Source organism: Pseudomonas sp. HMWF006, from assembly GCF_003061205.1.
GTDB classification, from domain to species: Bacteria; Pseudomonadota; Gammaproteobacteria; order Pseudomonadales; family Pseudomonadaceae; genus Aquipseudomonas; species Aquipseudomonas monsensis.
The window spans coordinates 1-3639 of the sequence record NZ_QAIU01000189.1 but is presented as its reverse complement, the minus strand read 5'-3'; the positions used below and the strand labels follow the sequence as shown (position 1 = coordinate 3639).

At 59.8% G+C, this 3639-nt stretch carries 4 protein-coding genes; all 4 read right to left on the bottom strand.

Translation table 11 applies throughout. The annotated features are described in order from the left end of the window. Positions 1-450 (bottom strand): YigZ family protein (locus tag DBR24_RS07440; RefSeq protein WP_256591326.1); only part of this gene is annotated, 450 nt, incomplete at its 3' end. An 8-nt stretch (positions 451-458) separates the two neighbouring features. Further along, entirely contained in the window at positions 459-1109 is a 651-nt protein-coding gene (locus DBR24_RS07435) for a TetR/AcrR family transcriptional regulator (protein WP_123471143.1), read from the bottom strand. A gap of 88 nt (positions 1110-1197) precedes the next feature. After that, positions 1198-2586, bottom strand: coding sequence for a uracil-xanthine permease family protein (locus DBR24_RS07430; RefSeq protein ID WP_123471145.1), 1389 nt, complete (start codon positions 2584-2586; stop codon positions 1198-1200). A 164-nt stretch (positions 2587-2750) separates the two neighbouring features. Further along, the coding region (locus DBR24_RS07425) for a LysR family transcriptional regulator (protein ID WP_146188983.1) at positions 2751-3639 on the bottom strand (889 nt) is incomplete at its 5' end.

The following is a 3639-nucleotide window of genomic DNA, read 5'->3' as shown; positions in this document are numbered from 1 at the left end:
GCCCAGATCCGCCACTCGCAGCTTCACCAGCGGCAACTCGGCAAAGCCGCAGGCACAGCGCAGCGGCACGCGGCTGATCAACTCGGTTTTTTCCGCGTTTTGCAGGCACTTGTTCGCGCCGCCGCCGTAGGCTCGGGCCAATCCGCCAGTGCCCAGTTGAATGCCGCCGTACCAGCGGATCACCAGCACCGCGACCTGATCGCAATCCTGCGCCTCGATCGCCGCCAGAATCGGCCGCCCGGCGGTGCCACCGGGTTCGCCATCGTCGTTGCTGCGGTACTGGTCGCCGAGCTTCCACGCCCAGCAGTTATGCGAAGCGTTCAAGTCGCTGTGTTGCTCGAAGAACGCCTGCGCGTCGGCAGGGCTGCTGATCGGTGCGGCGAAGGTGATAAAGCGGCTTTTGCGAATCTCTTCGCGGTACTCGCACAAGCCGCTGAGGGTGAAAGGCATAAAACGTCTTATACAGAAGGAGTGAGGCCGCAGCCTTTGAGAATGATGCGAATCAGGTTGTTGCCGGCGTCTTCCATGTCCTGTTTGGTCAGCTTGCTGCGTCCGCTGACCCGACAGATCTGCGTGGCGAAGTCAGCGTAATGCTGCGTGCTGCCCCACAGCAGGAAGATCAGGTGCACCGGATCGACCGGGTCCATTTTGCCTGCATCGATCCACGCCTGAAACACGGCGGCCCGACCGTTGAACCAGGCGCGGTAATCCTGGTTGAAATATTCGCTCAGGCATTCACCGCCGCTGATCACCTCCATCGCGAAAATCCGCGAAGCCTGTGGCTGGCGACGGGAGAACTCCATCTTGGCGCGAATGTAGCGAGTCAGCGCTTCGGCCGGATCGTCCTCGGCGGTGAGGGTGTTGAAGGTGCTGTCCCACAGCTCGATGATGTTGCTCAGCACCGCCACGTACAACCCCAACTTGTTGGTGAAGTAGTAATGCAGGTTCGCCTTGGGCAACCCGGCATTCTGGGCAATGGTGTTCATGCTGGTGCCTTTGTACCCGTGACGGGCGAACTCGTCTTCGGCGGCTTTGAGGATGGTCTCTTCGTTCTTCTGACGAATGCGGCTGGCGGGTTTGCCGCCGTGGGCTGGGACTTCAAAGGTCATAGGCACTTCCGGGTTTGTCTGTGGGTGCAACCAGTTGCGTTGATAGCGCACCCACAGGGATCCGACAAGTCCTGATGCAATAAAACCGTTACGCCTGTTCGATCTTGTTCAGTGGCGCCGGCACTTGTCTGGTCGTCGATTTGGACTCTGGCAGCAACAGGCAGAGGCTGATTGCCGTCAGGCCACCGCTGGTGATCGCCGAGTCGAACAGGTTCTGTACCAGTTTCGGCAGCAAGTGCAGCAGGTTCGGTTGCGCTGCGATGCCCAGGCCGACCCCGAACGACGTGGCAATAATCAACATGCTGCGTCGATCCAGCGGCGACTGCGCGAGGATGCGCACGCCGGCCGCCGCAACCGCACCGAACATCACCAGTGTTGCGCCGCCGAGTACCGGTTTCGGAATCTGTTGCAACACCGCGCCGATCATGGGGAACAGGCCGAGACAGAACAGAATCGCGCCGATGTACAGCCCGACGTAACGGCTGGCCACGCCAGTCAACTGGATCACGCCGTTGTTCTGCGCGAACGTCGTATTGGGGAAGGCACTGAAGGTGGCAGCGATCAAGCAACTCACGCCGTCGCCCAATACACCGCCGCGCAAACGGCTTATATAAGAAGGGCCGCTGATGGGCTGGCGGGCGAGCATGCAGTTGGCTGTGAGGTCGCCGACGGTTTCGATGGTGCTGATCAGATAAATCAGCGCGACGGGCAGGAAAGCCGTCCAGTCGAAACTGAAACCGAACTTGAATGGCGTAGGAAGGCTGACCAGTGGCAAGTCAGGCAATGGCTGCGGCACCAGTTTCCCACTGAACCACGCGGCCAGACTGCCCAACACCAAACCGATGATGATCGCCGAGAGTCTTACCCACGGCGTGTTCGAGCGGTTGAGCAGGATGATCGTCAGCAGCACGAACACCCCCAGTGCCAGATTGCCCGGTGCACCAAAGTCAGGTGCATTAAAACCACCGCCCAGATCTGTGATGCCGACCTTGATCAGGCTGATGCCGATCAGGGTGATGACAATCCCAGTCACCAGCGGCGTCACGACCCGGCGCAATTGGCCAATGAAACGGCTGAGGACGATCTGCACCACGGCGCCGAAAAAGCACACGCCGAAAACCATCGCCAGAATGTCTTCCGGGCTGCCGCCGCGTTGCTTGACCAGAAACCCGGCCGAGAGCACCGCGCCAAGAAACGCAAAACTGGTGCCCTGCAAACAGATCATTCCGGCGCCGATCCCGAACGGGCGGCGCGCCTGAATAAAAGTGCCGACCCCGGACACCATCAGCGCCATGCTGATCAGGTAAGGCAGATGCGCGGTCAAGCCAAGCGCAGAGCCGATCACCAGCGGCGGGGTGATGATGCCGACGAAACTGGCGAGTACGTGCTGTAGCGCGGCAAGAATGGCGGCCAGGGGGTTGGGGCGATCGTCGAGGCCGTAGATCAATTCGCTGGATGGTTCAGAATCTGGCTGCATGGTTTTGGTTTCTTGTTCAGGGATCGAGTTCACCCTTCACTGCAAAAACCTGTCCACTTGCTCAGCTTTATGGTTGTACACCTTCCAATGCAGGAGTTGCCGAAGGCTGCGATCCTTTGATTTTGCTGTTCGAGGCCGAAGCGGTTGATCCTGGGTTTATATTTTCAACGCGTTGCCGCCAGGCTCTCGAGAAAGCTTTCCAGCACCAAATGAGGGCGCCTGCCCTTGCGCGTGACCGATGCAAGGCTCAGGTCGTAGAACCGCGTCGTCGATTTCAGCGCACGCAAGCGCCCTTGTTGAACCCACAGGCCGGCGTAATGATCCGGCAGATAACCGATATAACGCCCGGTCAAAATCAGAAACGCCATACCCTCACGGTCAGATGCACTGGCGGTGCAGTTGAGCGCCTGGTAATGCGCCTGAATCTCCGCCGGCAAACGAAACGTCGGTGCAATCGCGTCCTGGTCATTAAGGCGCTGGTCTTCCAGTTGCTTGTCATCGACATAAAACAACGGATGACCCACCGCGCAGTACAGCAGCGAGCGCTCGCTGTACAACGGCTGATACTCCAGCCCCGACAACGCACTGGCCTGGGGTACCACGCCGACATGCAGGCGGCCGTCGAGCACACCTTGTTCGACTTCATTGGGGGCAATCATGCGGATCTGGATCTGCACGTCCGGCCCGCGTTCTTTCAATTGCGCCAGAGCGTGGGTGATGCGCATGTGGGGGAGGGTGACGAGGTTGTCGGTCAGGCCGATGATCAACTCGCCGCGCAGGTGCTGATGCAGGCCATTGACCTCGGTGCGGAAACTTTCCAGTGCACTTAACAGTTGCAGCGCCGACTGATAAACCTCACGCCCTTCTTCGGTCAGCGAGAACCCGGCGCGTCCGCGCTGGCATAGACGCAGGCCAAGGCGCTGCTCCAGATCGCTCATCTGCTGGCTGATCGCCGAGCGGCCGATGCCGAGCACGGTTTCCGCTGCCGAAAAGCCGCCGCACTCCACCACACTGCGGAAAATCCGTAGCAGGCGAATATCAAAGTCACTGACC